The sequence below is a fragment of the Cohnella sp. LGH genome (assembly GCF_017671885.1).
GTDB classification, from domain to species: Bacteria; Bacillota; Bacilli; order Paenibacillales; family Paenibacillaceae; genus Cohnella; species Cohnella phaseoli.
This window is the reverse complement of the sequence record NZ_CP072117.1, coordinates 152187-171355: the sequence shown is the minus strand read 5'-3', so window position 1 is coordinate 171355 and position 19169 is coordinate 152187. Positions and strand designations below refer to the sequence as shown.

The following is a 19169-nucleotide window of genomic DNA, read 5'->3' as shown; positions in this document are numbered from 1 at the left end:
ATACACCTCGATCGTCAAGGTCGGATTGCCAAAAATATCATAGTGGTTTTCGACTTCTCCGGCCTCTCTGCACAACATCGCCGTGTCCATTGAACAAATAGTAGGATAGCTTGCTGGAAGCGTCAATTCGGGCAATGTATTTGATGCCATGTACATAACGGACGGCAGTAGCATCAGCAGCATCCGTCTCCAAGAGAACATGCTGGCGGTCGTAGACATAGTTGGTCACTTTAGCCGCATAATCATCCTTGGAGCTGCGAGATACTTTCTGCGTACGCAGATCGTTACCGTCATAGGCGAAAGTGATCGTCGAGCGCTCCCCGCCTTTGACCTTCTCCGTCTTCACCAAGCGATTAAAACCGTCAAAAGTGTTGCTGACGCTTTCAATCAAGGCATTTATATCGCCCGTAACGTCATCGCCGAACAGACTGCCGTCGGTTACTTGCCGCTTACTGTTGCTATACGGCAGCTCAAAGCTGACTTTTGCTCGCAGTTGATTGCCGTTATTGTCGTATCAGTAGTCGGTCGTCTTCTTGAGCACTTCCTTGTTGTTTTCATCGTACATCGTCTCGACGATTCTTCAACAATTCATTCACATTGGAATAGACATATTGACTCTTCATGAGTCGGTACGGTATTGATTGTTTCGTATTCGGATCAACGTAGCAGCTCAACTGATCGACGCATAAGTCTCGTTCAGCGTCTGGCGGTTGCCTGCGCCGTCGTAGGCGTAAATCGTCGTTTTGCCCGGCGCTTCTACTTCCTGGTTGAGGATCTACCATGATAGAAGACACCCCTTTCTGTCTTATAGAGCATAAAAAAGGTGGTAATCTGAATCCCGATTACCACCTTTTTTATCAACTTGTTTGACACTCCGTTAAAAAGGACTAGTCACCCGATACACGATCTTGTTCTACATAATCCTGTAGACGTTCACAAACCTTCTCCTGACACATATGAGAGCTTGTTTATTCGTATTCCTAAAGGAAAACTACAGATCACCTCAGCTTGTTAGCATTAAAACCATATCGTTCCGGATTCAAGATAAAATTCCCTACAGGTACCATATCATTACTATCAAACTCGAACGAAACTTTACCATGATCACTAAGGAGGCGTAGATTGCAAAATCCATAGGGCCATGAAATAACGGACTCCCATAAATATTCATCTGTATCTACTGTTTTATTAATTGGCCACTCTCTTCTAAACACCAGTTCTGAACCGTCATAATTCTTTGCTACTTTTATTAAATTATCCTCTTTTACATTATCATAAGCATACACTTCAATATTACCGCCAATTAGTCTGTCGATTTTTACAACTCCCATTCCAGCTACATACATGTCTTCCGCTCTGGGTAGAGAACTATCAAAACTTTCGGCGTGCTTCCACCTCGGTTCTAACAACAGCGTAGCCCCCCAAACTTTGAATTCTAGACTGCTTGGAAGTTTATGCTGGCAATAAAAATCAATAATTTTGGCCTCTGTAAAATCAATTTTGTCAAAATTATTTTTTGTCAAATCAATTACATACTTCACACTCCACACCTCCATAACTCAGTTCTTAATTAAAATAATTTCCATCATTGTACTTCTAATTGGTTGACCTGTTGTCGTCAAAGATGTTCCAGCATTTGCTGCCTGACCTCTTGAAACCAAAGTATATCCCGCTGCCTTTAATTCCTCTTCGCTCATTTTATAAACTGTATTAAAAGTTTTATTAGACAAACCACCTGTAATTTCTAAAGTGCCACCACTCTGTAAAACTCTTGAGACTTCGGGATTCAAAACATCGTATCTGTACGGATTTTCCATAATAACTCTACTTTGACTCCCAGTAGCTATGTTACTTAAATTTGTAGCATCTCCTAGATGGACACCACTAGTCCCTGGTTTTGGATCAATGTTGTAAGCTCCTTGAATAGGTTTTGATCCAGCTCCAATATTAAGGGTTCCATTTTTTGTAGCAGGTGTATCTAAGAATTTAACTGGAACCTGCGGCTTAGGTGCAAACCCCGCATTTCCTTTGGAAATGCTAAAACCTGGTGGAAGCTTTATCATGGCCATGGCCAATCCGATATCTGATAATTGCATCTCCTGGAGATACCCGCCATATAAGAGTACTTCCTTGGAGAAAAAGGCATTTAGAACGTCTACCATATCACCACTTTGAGCTTGACTTAACGTCTTGACGTAATTCTGGTAATCCTGCTCGGTAGCCTCTGGGTATGCCTGTTGATAGTACTTCTTCAAACCCCTCTCCAAATACTTAGCCGACGTCTTACCGTCATCCATGATCTCATTACTTGCTTTGTTCGATATGAAATGTCTATCGCTATTCTGCAAGTTGTCACCCCGATGACTGCCGCTGTACTTCTCTTTCAGATACTTGCTAAGCGTACTACCATCCTGCCCTACCAGCAATGTGATCAACGCAGCTTGCGGCCTGCTGACTGTACCCTCTGATCCTGCCTCAATGTTTTTGATTAGCGTTTCATTCTTCTTCGTTAATCCTTTACCGCTGACTAAATCAATGCTATATGACTTGTGGGTCGTCAAGTCTACGACAGCTACCCGTTCCTTCTCTTTCACAACAATTTGCTGCATGTTGAGATTAGCTGCAAAGCTCGGCTTCTGCTGTGATTCGGGAACATAGTAGGTTTTCGTCACACTTGCCCGCTACTACGGTATTCATTTTCATTCTACAATGGGCAGCTTTCAAAAAAAGAAACCTTGAATTGGTTCGAAGCCAACCAAGGTTTCTAGTCTTAGAGGAACTATTCGCTTTTGATCACTTCTCTACCTGTGGATAGATGATCTTGAAAAAAGTTAAAGTCAAATAATTTCCCCGGAGAACTGGTATGCGCATATTCGATTACTTTTGAATGCGCCTGAGCTATACTGTCCTTATTAAAAATATCAATTGGAACAGCTTCATCTGTGTCAAAAGTCAAAGTGATCTTCTGTTTACCTTCGGCTACGACAATAACTGATGCATAGTACCCTGAGAGAAATGAAAGCTTTCCTCCACACATACAAACCACATCACCTTTATTAATCGTATATGGCCAAGTATGATATTGTTTGCGTCCTGTATGGGAATTCCCCTCAACAAATTCGAAATCTGCACCCTTGACGCCCTCTATTCGAACTTTGATTTTTCCAAATACAAAGAGCGAATCATCCTCCGTTTGAACTCCTTGTTTTTCTATTTGTTCGTTTAAATCGTAGATATTTACAATTGCATTAGTCATCTCAAATTCATAGACACCTCTAATATCACTAGGGAAATTCAAGAAAACGGTTGGGGTAACTTCCATATCAGCTCCCAATATACTATCAAATTCTTTATTACTAATATCAAGGGTCAGTTTCATTTTCATCCTCACTTTCGTACAATGGTATATTGATCTAGCATAGTTGATTTGATATTACCACCTGTAGTGGTTTTAAAACTTCCGTCATTAGGGATCTCTACTCTCTCGCCTTTTATTGTTAATCCTTTGGAATCTAATGTTTTCATTAACTTGTCCATGTTAGAACGTGAACCGGTTATAATAACTTCCCCATCTTGTGATAAGACTCTTAATATCTCAGAATTTAGCGGATCATATCCATAAGGATTTTCTATATATATTTTACTCTGACTACCAGTCTTAATATTAGACAGATTGGTAGCATCTCCGGTATAAACTCCCTGAGCTTTGGGTGCAAGATCAATGTTGTATGCACCTTCTATTGGTTTCCCACCAGCACCAATATTCAGCGTTCCATTTTTTGTGGCTGGATTACTTAAGAAATTACCCGCACCCGGAACCTGCGGCTTAGGAGCAAACCTCACAACTCCTTTGGAAATGCTAAAACCTGATGATCTAAACATCATGGCCCATCCAATTTCTGATAATGCCAATTCCTGAAAATAACCTCCATACAGTAATGCTTCTTTGGAGAAATAGGCGTTTAGAACGTCTACCATATCACCGCTATGAGCTTGATTTAACGTCTTGACGTAGTTCTGGTAATCCTGCTCGGTAGCTTCTTGAAATGCCTGATGATAGTACTTCTTCAGGCCCCTCTCGAAAGCCTTAAGCGATATCTTACCGTTTTCCATGATCTCATTACTTGCATGGTTCGATACGAAATATCTATCGCTACTCTGCATATTGTCACCTAGATAACTGCCGCTGTACTTCTCTTGCATGTACTCGCTAAAGTGACTATTGTCCTGCCCTATCAACAACGTGATCAACGCAGCTTGCGCCCTACTGACTGTCCCCTCTGATCCGGATACGATATTTTTGATTAGCACTTCATTCTTCTTCGTCAATCCTTTACCACTAGCCAGATCAATGCTATCTGACTTGTGGGTCGTCAAGTCTACGACAGCTACCCGTTCCTTCTCCTGTACAACCATAGGAAGAATAATTGGCTTGACTCCAGAAATACTCGACTTCTGCTGTGATTCGGGGGCATAATAGGTTTTCGTCACACTGGCGTAACCGATCAGCTTGTTATCCCCTACTGCGGTATCCACCTTGGATACGACCTCTACTCTTCCTCCTGTCATGGGGTTTTTGGATTCCGAATAACTCTTGGTCATCCGCCTATCGAATTCCTCATTATCGATAACAATTCGACCATTCTGTAGGCTAAATCCTTTTTCCTTGTCATCTTTAGTATTGAATTGTACCGAGACACCTGACGAAAGAGTCACAGTGGCTGTGCCTGTTTTTTGATTCCAACTTACCGTTGAACCCGTAGCGGCTGCAAGGTCGCGTAATTGTACAACTGCATGCCCCGTCGGATCTACATACATGATCGGATCGTTATGCGCATACGTATACCTGTTCAACGACAGAGGGTCATTGATTTTCCCCTCATACGTATCCTCGGATATAAACCGCCCGACATACGGATCATAGTATCGTGCGCGAAGATAGTACAGACCTGTTTCGGTGTCGAAGAACTCCCCTGCGTAACGAATAGAAGCAGCATACACCTCGATCGTCAAGGTTGGGTTGCCGAAAATGTCGTAGTCATACTGGTTTTCGACCGTTCCGGCTTCGCTTACCGTCTGTACAACGTCGCCGTGACCGTTGAACAAATAGTAGGACAGCTTGCTCGTAGCGTCAATCCGGGCAATGTAATTGATGCCGTGCACGTAACGAACTGCAGAATCGCCTGCAGCATCCGTCTCCAGGAGGACATGTTGGCGGTCATAGACGTAGTTGGTCACTTGGGCCGTATAACCGTCCTTGGAGCTGCGAGATACTTTCTGCGTACGCAAATCGTTACCGTCATAGGCGAAAGTGATCGTCGAGCGGTCCCCGCCTTTAACCTTCTCCGTCTTCACCAAGCGATTAAAACCGTCAAAGGTGTTGCTGACGCTTTCGATCAAGGCGCTAATATCGCCCGTAACGCCGTCGCCGAACAGACTGCCGTCGGTCACTTGTCGCTTACTGCTGCTATACGGCAGCACAAAGCTGACTTTTGCTCGCAGTTGATTGCCGTTATTGTCGTACAGGTAGTCGGTTGTCTTCTTGAGCACTTCCTTGTTGTTCTCATCGTACATCGTCTCGACGAGCTTCAACAATTCATTCGCGTTGGAATAGACATACTGACTCTTCATGAGCCGGTATGGCATTGCTTGTTTTGTATTCGGATCAACGTAGCCGCTTAACTGATCGGACGCATAGGTTTCGTTCAGCGTCTGGCGGTTGCCTGCGCCGTCGTAGGCGTAAATCGTCGTTTTGCCCGGCGCTTCTACTTCCAGGATACGGCCTGCCGCATCGTAAAGGTAATTCGTCGTTCCCAATCCGTCGGTCTTCGAGAGTTGCTTTCCGACGTAGTCGTACGTGTAGCTGTATTGGGAAATGACGCTGCCGCTCGGCGCTTGGTTGGTTAAGGTTAAGAGCTGATTATTCTTATCATACGTATAGCTTTCCTTCACGCCGCCTTCATAGGAGATCGAAGTACGGTTGCCGTTCGGATCGTAGGCGTAGGCAACGGTTTTTCCGTTAAATATGACGGTGCTCATTCGGTTCGATTTATCATAGGTGTAGGTTGTGACGAAACCGGTCTGATCCGTGACGGTCGAGACGTTGCCAACAGCATCGTACGTGTAAGTCAATTGAGCCGAACCATTCTTGACCACTTTCAGCAATTTATCGTTGCTATCGTAAGAGTAACTGCTTGTCCCGCTTGCGTCGGTCATCGAAGCGCGGTTACCTTTCTCATCGTACGTATAGCTGATCCGATCGTCTGTCTCGTCGACGGTCTTGGTCAACAGTTGATCCCTGTTGTCATAGGTGTAACGCGTATGATTGCCGTTACGATCGATCATGACAGCGAGGTTTAAGCCAAGGTCATAGCTGTATTGAATCGTTTTACGGTCTGCATTGGTGACCTGTGTCAGCAAGCCGAATGCGCCGTAGGCATATTGGGTCGTTTTGCCGCGGCCATCGGTCATATAAAGCTTGTTGCCGATACTGTCGTACCCGTATCTGGTCGCAATCCCGAGAGGATCGGTCACCTGAACAAGACGACCCGCCGCATCGTACCCGAATGTTGTTTTATTGCCAAACGCATCGATTTCTTCCGTTTGTTCTCCCGCAGCATTATAGCGATATACAGCTTTAAACAAAGCCGAATTGTTCTTCGCGGCAAGCTCCGGATCGACGGTTTGGATCAGCCGATTCGCCAGATCGTACGTATAAAGCGTTCCGTAACGGGCCGTATCGTTGGATGCGGACAGGTAGCCTTTGGCATCAATCTTCTTGATCACATTGCCATTCGCATCATACACATTCACGTTAATGACCGTACCGTATGCATCGGTCGTGTTGACCAGCCGGTTCAATTTGTCGTACGTGAAGCTCATCGTATCGCCTTTGGCGTTCGTCACCGCGATCCGGTTGCCGGCGGTATCATACTGGGTGGTCACCGATTGTTCCAGTGAATCGGTAACCATGATCTGACGGTTCATGCTGTCATAAGCGTAAGTCGTGACAAAGCCCCGTTCGTTGCGCATGGCGGTCTTATTGCCAACCTTGTCGTAGGTGTATTGCGTGTATACGTCTTGGCCGTCCTGCTTGCGGACAATTTTGTCCACACGGTTTAGAGCGTCGTACGTGTACGTAATGGCATACCTGTTGCGATTGTCCGCATCCCCCGCAGCGAATGCGTAAGCGCGCGGATCGATTTGTTTGATTTTGTTGCCGAGAAGATCGTACTCGTAACCGGTAATCAGACGGATTCGTCCCGGATATGCCGGATCTCGCAAGGCGGCAATATTGGCCATACTTGTGGCGGCTGCAATATCCTGCTCATCCACCAAACGAATATCGGCTATCTTCCGGTCCTGATTGTCGTACGAGAACTCCTCCACATCATACAAATCTTTGTCCCGCAGGGTTTCCTTCTTAACAACATTGCCGTTCTTGTCATAAGTGTATTTCGTATAGGCGCCGCCGTTGTCGGATACGGTTAATGCAAGGTTATTGTCGGTGTACGCATAGCGAGTTTCACGGATAAAAGACTTATCCCTGGAACTTGTCATCGCTTGTTTGATCACGTTGCCAACCTTGTCATAGACAGTCGTTTCTATCGCGTATACCACGTTACCGCCGGCATCGAACTCAAGCGGCGTTCGTTTTTCGACCATCCGATGATTGGCATCATACTTGAACAACGTGACGCTGCCACGCTTGTCCTTCTGGGAAACCACGTTCCCCGACAGATCGGTTTTAAATTCTTGCGTATTTCCATAAGGATCGGTAACCGTTCTTTGTTTGCCTAAACCGTTATAAGTATACGTTGTCTTACTGCCGCGTTGATCGGTTTCCACGGTTTTGCGGCCCAGTTTGTCGTAGCCTAACGAAACCCCGCCGCCATCTGCATAGGTGACGGCCTTCAACGTGCCGTCCGGATTGTACTCGTAGACGGTCTTGTTGCTGTTCGCGTCTGTCTGACGAATCAGACGGCCCAGTACATCGTAGGCATACAAGGTGATGCTGCCTAATGCATCGGTTTCCTTGACGAGCCGGCCTAGTCCGTCATATTCGTAGACGATGCCCTGCGATGCGTCCATATTTCCTGTGTAACGTAAACCGTCTACCGTCTTTTGTACCCGACCGTTGGCGTCGTAGCGAATATACGACAGCCCGTCTCCATCGGGAGAAACCGTAGCAATCCAGCGATTCATACTATCATAAATGTAGGAAATTCCGGGCATCGTCAGCGCCTGATCGACTGTATCCTTAGCCGGATCATACTGGTTCGGCGCGATCTGCTTGATTAAATTGCCCATAGCGTCATACAGATAACGGGTTGTAGCGTCAGATCCGTCTGCTGCAGGAGTAATTTGTCGGATCAGACGGTTCAGCCCATCGTATTCGTAGCGTGTGGAAACGCCGTTTGCATCAACTTGCTCAATCAGATTACCGTTGGCATCATAGCGATATTCGGTTGCCGCCAGCAGCGGATCGGTCTGTTTTGTCAGCTTTCCATCTGCATCGAAAATAAACGTGGTTTTGTTCCCGTTAGGGTCCGTTTTGCCACTGATTAGACCATTCTTATAGTACGTATACGAAGTCGTCGACAGTACCCGATCCGCATATTCGTTGTCAAACTTGGCCCCCGCCAAAACCTGCATTTCCAAGCCGGAAGTTTGAACCAACGTCGATTCGCTGATGAGCCGAGCTTGCACGTCGTAAGCGTATCGCTTGACGTCCGTATAGCTGTCGGTTACTTTTTGCTTTTCCGTTATCCGGTTGCCTGCTCGATCGTATTCGTAATTGATTTCCCTTCCGAATGGACCGGAAACGCGAGTTAGGCGCCCCGCCTTGTCATAAGCGTACTGAACCTTATCTCCGGAGGATACGGCCGTTTCGCCGCTGCCGCTCCGCGATGTTCTGGCTTCCAATGTTTCCTGCGCAATCAGGCGGTTTGCCTCATCGTACACTTTGTGAGTCAGTTTGTAGACATCGTAGGCGCCGTCCGTACGGATAAATTCCCTCCTGGCCGTCTCGTTCCCGGAAGGATCGTAGGTGTGCAGGGTTCGATTTCCTGCCTGGTCGACGCTTTCCGTCAATTCCCCTTTCGATGAATATTTTAAAGATTTAGAGGTGCCGTCAGGATACTTGATACTGTAGGGTTGCCCAAAAACGGTATTGTAAACCGTCGTTGCATGACCTGCCCGATCCGTCTTGGTTGCCTGGATTTTGCCCGTGAGATCGTAATCGTAAAGCTCCTTCTTGCCGTCCGGATACAAGGTTTCTTGCAGCGTTCCATTCAAATAATAGATGTTCGTTGTTCGATTTCCCAGCGCGTCCGTCTGCGATAGCACGTTGCCAATAGCATCATACGTATACGCAGCCGACACCGTATGGGTCCCGTTCATTCGATTTTTTTCCGCCGTTTGCGCCGACGTGTAGGCGGTTTGTTTGTCGAGAATATTGTAAACGTACTTTTTCCCTACAGATTGGGCTGGGTTGCTCTCGTTGTATCCTTCTCCATCCGCATCTAGAGTCAGATTGCCTCTACCATCATATTCTCTGTAATTCGTTACCATGCGTGCGCTGCCGTCATAGACAGAGGTCTTCACCAAACGGTTCAGTACGTCATAGACATATTCGATTCCGGGCGCTTGGTCCGCGGATTGAGACATGTACCGCGGATCGATTTTTTTAATCAGATTTCCGTTCTCGTCATACACGAATCGGGTCATGTTACCGAGCGGATCGATCATGCTCGTTTGTCTTCCCAGACCGTCGTATGCAATGGATACCGTAGCCGCCTGTCCCTGAACCGTCATCGTTGCCGAGATTTGGTTGCCCCGTTTGTCATACTTATAAGTGGTATATTTGAAAGGACTGCTATCGGTAAAAGATTCCTTTTTCTCGACTACGTGATTCAGATAATCATAAGTGTAGGTAGTCGAGTCGTACCCATTGCCGTTATCTATAAGCTGTTCTATAAGGTTGCCAACGTCATCGTAAATGTATTTTTTGTTATAACTCCCATGAACATCGTCATCGCTGCCGCCGCCCGATGCCCGTAAGGTCCCGCTTTCTTCCTTGACGCGGCCGGCATAGTCGTAGTCGTACGTGTAGACGAGGAACTCTTTTTCTCCTGCATCCGCATAACGGAACTCCTGCGTCTTATTGCCGTTCGAGTCATAGCTATAACGAATATGTGACTTACGGTTAGCATCAATTTTGTGATATTCATCGGATTTACGATTCATATTGTCGTACGCGTAGGAAACGTCGGAAGCGACAATATCCTGTCCGCGCAGATTTTGTCCTTGCTTGACCTGAGTGGCGTTGCCTGCAGCATCGTAAATATACTTTGTGTAGATATAATCGGACGAATCATTTTCGTGCACTCTCTGTTCAGACTGCCGACCTGCTGTATCATATAGTACTCGGGTAACTCTACCCCCCGGCTCCGTTTGCTGTGAAATTTGATTCAGAGCATTGTAGACATACCGGGTTTCATTCCCGAGCGCATCGATCTTCTTTATCCGCTTGCCCTGATTATCATATTCGTAGCGGGTTACTCCGCCTCTGGCGTCAGTTTCGGACAACAAGTCTCCCACAAAATTGTACGAGTATGCAGTAGCGAAAAATTGATTGTTGTCCGGCGTCTTTTCCAGCTTTACCAGTCGATTCAGAATGTCGTAATAGTATTTGTTCGCATACCCGTCCTGATCCGTAATAGTGACGAGAAGCGGAGTGTTGCTGTCGGTCAATATTGTGTACTTAACGACAATAGAGCCTTTATCGACCGTGTCTTTTTCCTTATATGTCTTACGAACAAGTCCATACGCACTATCATACGCATACAGGATGCTATTGCCGTTCGCATCCGTTTCTTTGGTTTTGTTGCCTTTGGCATCGTATTCATAAGTAGCTAACAGGCGCATCTGGCCGTCTGCTTGCAATCCGGATTGCAACAGATTCCCCAAAATATCATAGATATAAATGAAGTTGGCGCCCTTCGGATCCATATATTGAATTTTCATATTGGCGTAAGGACTCTCTTGATAATCATACTTTTTGAGAGATCCATCCGGCAGGCTGTTTTGAACCACTCTGCTAAGCGCGTCATACTCATAGATGGTTCGGTTGCCGTTCGGATCCATTTCTACCGTCAAGTTGCCCGTATCGAAATCATAGGCATAGGTATTAGTCAACGGGGTCCCGTCGACAACGGTGTATTTTTTCGACAAGTATGCTCCCTTTGTATCCTTGCCGTTCGCATCTATGCCGTATTCGTAATTCGTTACAAAGGATTGGCCGCTCGCGTTCTGCCTTTTCTGAGTCATGTTGCCATAGCTGTCATATTGATAATCCGTCGTGGTCCAGTTTGCAGCGTCTCCGACGTTTACCTTGGTTTCCTTGATGACATTGCCTTTACTGTCGACGTCGTAAAGAATCTGCGAAGTGGTGCTCTTGTCTTTATTCCAGGTCTTCGATGTGAGGACGTGAAATTTGTCATAAGCATACGTATAAACCACGGTATGCTTGCTGTCGAGCGGGTAGCCGTTCGCATCCCGCGAAGCTTCAGGACCAGTATAGTTGGTTAAATTCCCGTATTCGTCATAGCGGTAGTTTTCAATTTTTTTCACAGACGCACCTTGTGCTTTGCCGTCCGCGACCTGCAGCGATACCGTTTCTTTCTTTTTGATTAGCTTCATCTCGTCGTGTTCGGTAGTCGTCGTCTCGCTATGGTCGTTTCCTTTGTTTTCCTTCGTAACCAGTTGATGCAATCCGTCATACGTGTTGGTTGTTGTAGCTCCATTCAGTTCTTTGATCTGCGTAGAATAACGATACGTATCCTTCAAATAGGTTGTATTATATTCATTGTATCCCGAGATGCCGAATCCGTCCGGCTCGTTCGTATAGCTGTACCCGGTTTTGTTTTGGATTTCCGTAACGAAACGGTCTAAGAAGCCGCTCTTGGATGCGTCATAGCTTTTTTTAATTCGATCTTCGGCTTCGAAAACTTTACGGTACTGCATGCTCCCCGAGCTCAGCCTCTTCGTGTATGTATTGTAAACATAGCGCTTGATACGGTTCGTTTGGGTATAATCGATCTGCACCAAATTTTCATAGCGGTTGTACACGGCGTAATCCTTGCCGTTCATATAGGTAAAACCAAGCTCGGGCTGCTCATACCAATAATGATATTTCACATTGTTATCTACATCAAAAACCCTTTGCAGCCTTGTGCGCATGACATGCTTGGACGAGCTGACTAGCACCGCCGATTTGTCGTATACGATTTGTTTGTTTCCGGGCAGACGGACGACAACCTGGAACTTGCCCTGCAGCTCCCCGGAATCGGTGTTATTCGGATTTTGAGACGCTTTGTAGCTGTCGCTTGCGCTGTAAGGAGGACTCTCGATTGGGCCAACGGTAAAAGACGAATCTTCTTTGTATTCGATTGTCGTCACTCTACCGATCGTATCCGTGATTTGGGAAATCAATCTCTTATTGATCTGTTGTCCGTCGATCGTATAAGAGAGAGTTGTATATTCAAACTTGATCGTGTTTCCGTACCGGTCAACAATGCCTAGAATCCGGCCGTCCGCTGCGAAATAAGTCTTTTTCCCCTCCTTCTCTGTCATCATGAACTTGGATGTACCGTCGTTCTGCCCATTGCTGAAGGCTGTTGAGGTTCTTACCACGACATCCTTAATGGTTTGCCCTTCAGGCAGTAGTACGGATGCTCCCGCCAGCGTATCGGCTTTCAAACGATAGACATCGCCGCTCTGTGTATGCAGAAAGTCGGTGCTCGTTCCATCGGAGTTTTGTCGAACCTCAATCATGGGGAAGGAGAAGCGCATGCCGATGCCGAGATTATAACGTTCTTCATTAAAAGAGGAAGTCTTGATATCAGAAGAAACGTAGTCCACCCATGCGCCGTTAAGGTATTTGACCTTCATCTCCTGAACGTTGGAAGTATCATTTTTATAGATTCTCTTGATCTCTAAATCCAGTCCGTTACGTCCGGGCAGCACATAGTCTCTCTGAGTTAAAGTCAACTCGCCATTCTGAGGACTGATATACTCTTCCAGCTTATTGTTTTGCAAATATACAGGCGACAGCATCGTGTTGTATTGCTGCTTGGGCCCAACTAAGTTATTCAATTGATCTTCCAACGTTTCGGCATAGGCAGCCCGCAAGGGGACGACCAAAAACAGAAAGCCTAAAAATAAAATTTTATAATAAGGTTTCAGCTAGTCGTCCCCCTTTCATTCATACTTTTTCGAGTAAGCTTGCGCCAAAATCGCTTCTTCAGAGTAGCCCTCTTTGACTTGCTCGATAACCGAGTCCGCACTCTTGCCTACTTTGTTGGCGATGACAAATGCCTGAGCCACCTGGTCTTCAGTCAACTTTCCGGATGCCGTATATTTGTCCAGTTGTTCGGCAGTAATTTGCACACGAGGGAGCTCGTCCGCATTGTAGAGAAGACCAAGATCGGCGCTTACAGCCTTCCAACTGATCGCCTTAAGCCTCTCGTCTATAATCTTCTCGAAAGACTTGCCAACCGCAAAAGAAACTCTATCGGCAATCATGATATCGTCCGTGGTTAAGTTAGGCGTTTGCATTAACTGTTCGAGATAATCTGAATCGAAAGCTCTAGGAGCAAATACGGGACGGGCTTTAGCAAATTCGGAAAAAATATCGCTCCATGCCTTTCCGGTCTCCCTGCTCGCTACCATCGGTTCAAGATCGCTTAACTGGCCATAGCTCTGATATAAGAATTCATAGGCGATCAGAATACTCGGCAGCTTGTAGTTTGCCTCTACTAATCTCTCGATCTCTTCCTTGAATTTGCCGTGAATGCTCAATTCGATCAATAGCTTCTTGTAATTGGCCACATTTCTTTCGTAGTTGCTTGGGTCGGACTGCTGGATCTTCTCTATAATCTGTTGCGAGATCACAATGGAGTCCGCGTTGATAGCCTCCGGCGCAAGCGAATCAAGAGTCGGCGGCATTGCTGTCGAACCTGTAGTGGAAGTCGAACTCACCATTGCATACGCCGCAAAGCCAGCCGGCAATGTCATGGCCGCTATGAAAAGGACCAGCATTAATTTCGAAACTTTTCTCATATAACAAACCTCCTACTGCCTATTAGGATCGATCGATTGAATATCTTTCATTATGGCATCTGTCGGATTCTCGGGAATGACAGTTATCGCATTCGGGTTCGGCACATCCGGCAGCGGATGATTCATTTGCGACTCGACAGGGAACGCTACATCATTACTTGTCGTGAAGTCATCGTCGGTCGATGAATTTCCCTGTTGAATGGCTTCCAGCATTCGATTCTCGATTTTGTCGATCGTAATTATGGAATCAGGGTTAACGCCGATCCCCTTATCTTCTTTATCCTGAAGATATTTTTCTTTATCCGTAAAATATTCCTCAATATTCAAGTCGATTTGCAGCGCAAGAAGGTATTCGTTCAGGACATTATTGATGCTTCCGAAATCCTTCTTTAATACGGTCATAGCATATACAGCCGTTTTTAAGTCGAATTGGTCGCTAATCTTGATGTATGCGGTCAAATCCTCGCTACCTTGATTCTCGTCCTTCAACTCCGCTATAGGTTGCTTCGGACGATTGTCAACCGATCGAACGATTTCCTGCAGTTGGAAAAGAACTCTTTCCGCCAGCAGCTTGGCATCCGTTATTTCCGACTGAGTATAGCCTGCATCCGTTAATTTCTTAATGAAGTCCTTATCTAAGCCGCTATCGGCAAGAAGTTGACTCCTCTCGGCTTTTGCGGTTCCGTTAGAGTCGCCGTCCCGTGTGGAAAGCAAGGCGATAATATCGTTCCACGATTTCCCGGCGCTTCTCCATTGCAAAATATCCTCTTTACTTGCCCCGGAAAGGTTCGATAATTCCACCGCAATGCGCTTCTCATCCTCATCGTTTTCTGCAGACACGGCGATATTCGACGAGCTTTTCGAATTGAAGCCAATGCCCGTCAGCAGCTGCAGCACTAAAACTGCACCGATACAAAGAGCCGTCCACTTGTATATTCTTTTATATCCGGGTTTCATCTTTTCACCTCGAAGCTTAGCTTTATTCCACTCTAAATTGCATGGATGACTGTCCGTCAATCTTGGACTTAAATAAGATGGACGTAATTTCCCCAGACCAGACCGTACCCGGGGCAACGCTTTGATGTACCCGGAATTCAATCATCCCCGGTACATTCGCGACCGTCAGAGGGGAGCCGGGTATTGCGCCATTGCTCAGAACATTCTTCTCTGGCGTGAAGCTGTATAAATCGATGACTTCCAGTTCATCGGGATTGTACTTTACGATAAACTTTCGCTCGCTGAAATCCTTGACATCGAACGCCAGCAAGGAGAAATGAAAGGTTTGCCCTTGTACGACCTGAACCCGGTAGTCGGGATTGGTGGTGCTTGCGACAAGAACGGGACTCCATGCTGTTACTCCGGTCATGTTCTTCGCTCTCACCCGATAGGTGTGAGTCGTTCCCGGCGACAAGCCTTCATTCAAATAGATCGGATTGTAGCCTCCGTCCACAGCTTTACCGTCGATTTCAATATCATATCCGGTTGCGCCTTCGACTCGTCCCCATCTCAACTCGATGCTGTCGTTCGTAGGGAACCCCTCTAATTGGCCCGGAGCGTCTGGCGGATTCGGCAATGTAGACAAGGAGAGAACGGCCACCCAGACACCCGAGGTTCCACTCTGCTTCAACCTGATTCTATAGGTGTGAAATTCGTTCGGCGGAAGCCCGGTTTGCTGAAATATTGTGTCGGTTCCGTTGTCCACGATGATGCCGTCTACCTCAATCTCGTACTCGGCGTCCGGTGCAACCGTATCCCAGGACAAGGTAATGGAGGAATTGGTCACCAATGCGGCAATATTCGTAAGTGACTCGTTCGCATCGCTCTGGCTAGGGAGCGTCTTCATCGCAACCGGACTGCTCCATTCGCTCGTGCCGCTGATATTGACTGCGCGAATCCGATACTTATACCTGCTATTGGGTGACAGTCCGGTATGATTAAACTGCGCACTTGTCGAATTCATAATTGTTGTACCGTTGATTTCGATGTCGTAGCTTTCCGCATGCGGAACCTCATACCAGATCAAAGTAATCTCCTTTTCACCAGCCGTCAGCATAATATTCGTTGGAATATTCGGCTTCTCCGGATGCGTAGTTACATCCAGCGGCAGACTCCATGAACTCATCCCTCCCGCATTCGCGGCTCTGACCCGATACGTATGCCCGGTTAGCGGGTCCAAACCATCATGGATGTATGTCATACGGGCCCCGTTATCGAGAATTGCTCCGTCCGCCTCAATTTCATAGCGGTCAGCGCCATCAACCGGATCCCAACTCACCGTAATCTGATGCATAGTCGGCTGAGCGTCAAGCTGTTCGGGCGCAGTCGGCGGATACGGCAAAGTGATTTGCGTAACCGAACTGCTCCACTCGCTGGCACCCCCAGCATTCTTGGATCTGACTCGATAGATATGTTTGGTTAATGGTTGTAACCCCTTGTCTACATAGAATAAACGATTACCATTATCGATCACCTTGCCGTCCGCTTCGATATCATATCCATCCGCGCCGGTAGAAGCATCCCAAGTGACCGTGACCTCCGTTTGCATCGATGTCGTTTGTATACCGGTCGGAATCGAAGGAGGATCGGGCAAGGTATAGATTGTAACCAGACGGCTCCAGTTCCCCGTCCCCCCCGCATTGGTGACCCGCACTCGATACTCATGTGGAGTATTGGGAGCAAGATTGTTATGCACATAGGTTGCAGAAGCGCCGTTAGGAATGATCGCGCCATCCGCCTCCACGTCGTAGCCCGTCGCTCCGCTAATCGCAGGCCAGGACAATGTAATCGAGCGCTGTTTGGCTGTTGGTGTAATCGTGGCAGGAGGAGCGGCAAGTGTCGTTCCTATTAGTGCTGCACTTGTTTCAGTCTCCACTCCCGCTTCGTTCCTCGCTTTTACTGTCAAAGCGTATGAAGTATTTGCCGTAAGTCCGGTTATGGTTATCTTTTTATTGACCGGAGCAAACCAGACGGGAGCAGCGGTTAATGTTCCGGTCGCATTTACGTAACGGCCGCCCGCCTGAATGACGTATTGGGTTCCATCCGGGTTAGTATCGTTGATGGATAGATCCAGGCTGGTTTCCATAGAACGGGTTATGGACAACGTAGGATTCTGGGCTGCCGTATAGATCTGCTGTTCGCGCGAAGAAACAAGCCCGACTTTGTCCCTCGCCTCGAATTTCACTTGGTATACCGTATTAGGCATAAGGTATGCAGCCGTGTGGGACGTTTGGCTTGTCCACCCGCTTGTCGCTGTTCCGACGGTATAACGATACGAGGACGTTTCCAGACCTGAACCGCCATCGCTCGCGGAACCGGAAATCGAAACCGAACTACTGGTAGACGTAATGTTTAGTGAACCTAATAAAGGCGCGGTTTTATCCACATATACATCGACCGACTTTTGACCTGTCTGCTGCCCGTTGCTGGCGGTAAATCTGAACGCATGCTTCCCTTCCGCCAGCGTACCGATATTCATGGCGCTAAAACTGACCGTTTGCGCCGTTTGCGGATTGGAAACGGACTTCGTTTCTCGTGGCGATGCCTCATTATCCAGATAATAAGCAGCCGTCAATGGAGAAGCGTTAGGCCCCGTTACCTTGATGATCGGAATAAACGAATTGTCGTTCGGGCCAAAAAACTGATTTTCGACGGGTGCGACTACTTCCGTTACTTTGGGTATCGGCGTATAGGTTATGGTTAACGATGGAGATGTAAGATTTCTTATCGTTACTTTTGTCTGATCCGCAGAAATAAGATCCGGGAATAACATAATTCCATAATTCGGTTTTCCTTCAACCACGTGACGAACATACTTCTCCATTCCTGTAAACACGACGGGAGCGTAACTATTAGCAGGCGTGTTAACTACAGTAATTAATTCACCTTGACCTGGTATTTGGGAAGGGTTGGAAGGCGACCACGGTGATGAGTTCATAAAACTTTGTATGATTAATGGTCGGTTATCCCCGTCTTCGGATCTTATGCGATACAATGTTAAAGTAGCGCTCGAGACAATCCCATCAATAGAAGACAAATCAAAATTCAAATAACTGATATAAGCGTGGTTCCAAGCTCTTCCGCCCACAGGTATTGTAGAAGAACCGAAATAGAGTCCACTTGTACCGTATGCCTGACCTATTCGATAAGCAACTTGCGTAGGAGATACTGCCACCGTGGGATCCACTTCGATAGGATAAGTTAGCCCCGAGTCATCCACAGTAAGATCGATGTATTGCTTATTTCCTTGTTTTCTCAAAACCTGTTCAACAGACCTGACCGTTCCGTTAGCATCGATCAACCAAGCCGGCAAAATAAAAAGTTGATCGGTAGCCAATTCCGAGTTAAAATCACCCTCTACTTCAAACGAAAAGGTCGATGGCGCATTTTTATCCTTAAGGATAAAGGTTTCTTTCACCCCCCCGCCAAGCACCTTTAACGTTACATCGGTCGATTTCCAAACATCTACGTAAGTCAATGTCTGTTGATCTATCAAATTTGCCTTTGCCTTGTTCGCTCTGGTCGGCTTAAACCAAATTTGGTCCTGCCCCTTCTGAATACGATAGCCTTGCTGAAAGTTTTTAGGCAATGAAACATTGAATGGTACCTGTAGAGCTTTATATGAGGTATTGTCATAGTCAAACGTTTTTTGCCGATTGAGTTCCTTGTTCTTTTTAATAATTTGTTTGACTTCGCCAAAAACTTCTTGCGACATCGGCACATTTATATCTTGAATTTCTGCTTCATCGATTAATGAGGGGATGATATCCTGCCAGTTTCCATACTGGTCCAGATAATGCTGTGGTTCCAACGTAGAGACCATCTGCCTTGAGCCGTTCTCCAGCAGATAGTGCTTCGCATTGGCTGTGCGCTCCTCTACCAGTTCCCACTTGCTTGTCTTATCATCAGACGTGGTTGATGCGGCGACTGTCGATACTTGCAAATCTGTGGACTGAACGGATGCGTAGCTTGGTTTATGAGATAATGAAAGAATGAGAAATAAGGATATAAGCAATGCTGACAGTGCCCTTTGATACGACAATCAAAAT

At 46.5% G+C, this 19169-nt stretch carries 8 protein-coding genes; all 8 read right to left on the bottom strand.

What is annotated here, in order from left to right; genetic code table 11:
- Positions 1–37 precede the first annotated feature (37 nt).
- Positions 38–391 carry a hypothetical protein gene (locus J4772_RS00675; protein ID WP_209073762.1) on the bottom strand — a complete coding sequence of 118 codons (354 nt, stop codon included), beginning with the start codon at positions 389–391 and terminating at the stop codon, positions 38–40.
- Between the two features lie 607 nt (positions 392–998).
- Positions 999–1541, bottom strand: coding sequence for a hypothetical protein (locus J4772_RS00670; RefSeq protein WP_209073761.1), 543 nt, complete (start codon positions 1539–1541; stop codon positions 999–1001).
- Between the two features lie 18 nt (positions 1542–1559).
- Positions 1560–2672: a class I SAM-dependent methyltransferase gene (locus J4772_RS00665; protein WP_209073760.1), complete on the bottom strand. Its 1113-nt coding sequence runs from the start codon at positions 2670–2672 to the stop codon at positions 1560–1562.
- A gap of 107 nt (positions 2673–2779) precedes the next feature.
- On the bottom strand, positions 2780–3385 hold the full coding sequence (locus J4772_RS00660; RefSeq protein WP_247740962.1) for a hypothetical protein: 606 nt from the start codon (positions 3383–3385) through the stop codon (positions 2780–2782).
- A 2-nt stretch (positions 3386–3387) separates the two neighbouring features.
- Positions 3388–13158, bottom strand: coding sequence for an RHS repeat protein (locus J4772_RS00655; RefSeq protein WP_209073759.1), 9771 nt, complete (start codon positions 13156–13158; stop codon positions 3388–3390).
- 105 nt (positions 13159–13263) lie between these two features.
- Entirely contained in the window at positions 13264–14124 is an 861-nt protein-coding gene (locus J4772_RS00650) for a hypothetical protein (RefSeq protein ID WP_209073758.1), read from the bottom strand.
- Between the two features lie 12 nt (positions 14125–14136).
- Positions 14137–15198 (bottom strand): hypothetical protein, encoded by a 1062-nt coding sequence (locus J4772_RS00645; protein ID WP_209073757.1) that lies wholly within the window; start codon positions 15196–15198, stop codon positions 14137–14139.
- A complete protein-coding gene (locus J4772_RS00640; protein WP_209073756.1) occupies positions 15104–19162 on the bottom strand; it encodes a fibronectin type III domain-containing protein in 4059 nt (1352 codons plus the stop codon). The genes J4772_RS00645 and J4772_RS00640 overlap by 95 nt, the downstream gene beginning before the upstream one ends.
- Positions 19163–19169 lie beyond the last annotated feature (7 nt).

Bases quoted from the DNA above. Each gene is read 5' to 3' on its own strand.
- J4772_RS00660 (WP_247740962.1), bottom strand. From the start codon at position 3,385: ATGAAAATGAAACTGACCCTTGATATTAGTAATAAAGAATTTGATAGT.
- J4772_RS00650 (WP_209073758.1), bottom strand. From the start codon at position 14,124: ATGAGAAAAGTTTCGAAATTAATGCTGGTCCTTTTCATAGCGGCCATG.